This is a genomic window from Lysinibacillus mangiferihumi (assembly GCF_003049665.1).
Classification (GTDB): Bacteria; Bacillota; Bacilli; order Bacillales_A; family Planococcaceae; genus Lysinibacillus; species Lysinibacillus mangiferihumi.
The window spans coordinates 1-1,137 of the sequence record NZ_PYWM01000099.1 but is presented as its reverse complement, the minus strand read 5'-3'; the positions used below and the strand labels follow the sequence as shown (position 1 = coordinate 1,137).

The window sequence follows — 1,137 nt, the reverse complement described above, 5'->3', positions numbered from 1 at the left end:
TTACGAGTTTGTACGAGTTCGTTAGTTTCATGCCCATTCCATGTGTTTATATTCACCGCCATGTAAAATGTCATTTCGCCTAAGCTCGTACTTCGTTTTCTATTCTATCATTGCACACAGTACCCCATGATGGTACAACCATCATGGAGTATATATTTTCAAACACCATATATTTTTCTATCCACTTCAAAAATACATTCTTTTTCATCAATTTTTCTTATGTGCTTTTGTATTTATCGTTTTAGAACCATGAGCTTTATCACTCGCTTATGTTGCTTTACTAACACAAGCTCTTAACATATATTTTTAAAATAATAATTATTAAGACCAATTAAACTTCGTCAGACAAAGCATCATCGTAATCCTGTAATTCTTCCATAATTTCTTTTAACCGGTCAATATTATTTATAAATTCGCCGTAAGAAATTTCTTGGTAATCGAAAATCCCTTCACCGTATTCATCACTATCAAATATTTTCACTTCCGCACCTAACTTCAACAAGTTATCAACTAATCCCTTTAAATTTTCCATATCATCAATATCATTTGCATCTGTTTCGGCAAAAAAATCTTTGTTTTCAATTTTATTTTTTATCTCTGTAATTCCTAAAACAGTGTACTTTCTTAATGGTACTACACATTTACTAAATGGACCATTAGAGCTTATTGTAATTGCCATTTTACTCATCTATTATTCTCCTTTCCATTAAAATTCTTCTAAATAATTTGGATTAACAGGTCTACCAGGTGCATTTTTACTATAGCTTCCGCCATGCCAACCCCTTAAATGTTCCCTGCTAGTTACAGGATAAATTAATTCTCCTCTATTACATATATGCGGGTAATTCGTAGCATTCTAAGTATGATGTCCAATTATTGATTGCCCATTATATTGAGGTTTTTTCCCTCTTAAAATCTCTTGTATCTGTTTATTAGTCCAATCCCTTGTTGTAGGTTCGCCATCTAGAATCCTTTTCTTTTATTGCTTCCAAAATTCATTAACCCCTGCAGCTCTTCTTTTTGAAAATCTTTTATCCCATTGATATCTTTTATATTCTTCTTTTGTTACTGTACGATTTTCAATCTTTTCTTTTATTTTTTTCTGCTGACCCCTACTTAAAGATTTGTATGGTGTAA

2 protein-coding genes are annotated in these 1,137 nt (G+C 31.6%); both read right to left on the bottom strand.

The genetic code is table 11. The features are described 5' to 3' along the window. Positions 1–331 precede the first annotated feature (331 nt). Positions 332–688 (bottom strand): hypothetical protein, encoded by a 357-nt coding sequence (locus C9J37_RS27705; protein ID WP_107897937.1) that lies wholly within the window; start codon positions 686–688, stop codon positions 332–334. A gap of 168 nt (positions 689–856) precedes the next feature. Next, complete coding sequence (locus tag C9J37_RS29590; protein WP_327440795.1) at positions 857–970, bottom strand: hypothetical protein; 114 nt, start codon at positions 968–970, stop codon at positions 857–859. Between the last annotated feature and the right edge of the window lie 167 nt (positions 971–1,137).

Excerpts from the sequence above, each read along its gene's own strand:
- C9J37_RS27705 (WP_107897937.1), bottom strand. The coding sequence starts at position 688 with ATGAGTAAAATGGCAATTACAATAAGCTCTAATGGTCCATTTAGTAAA.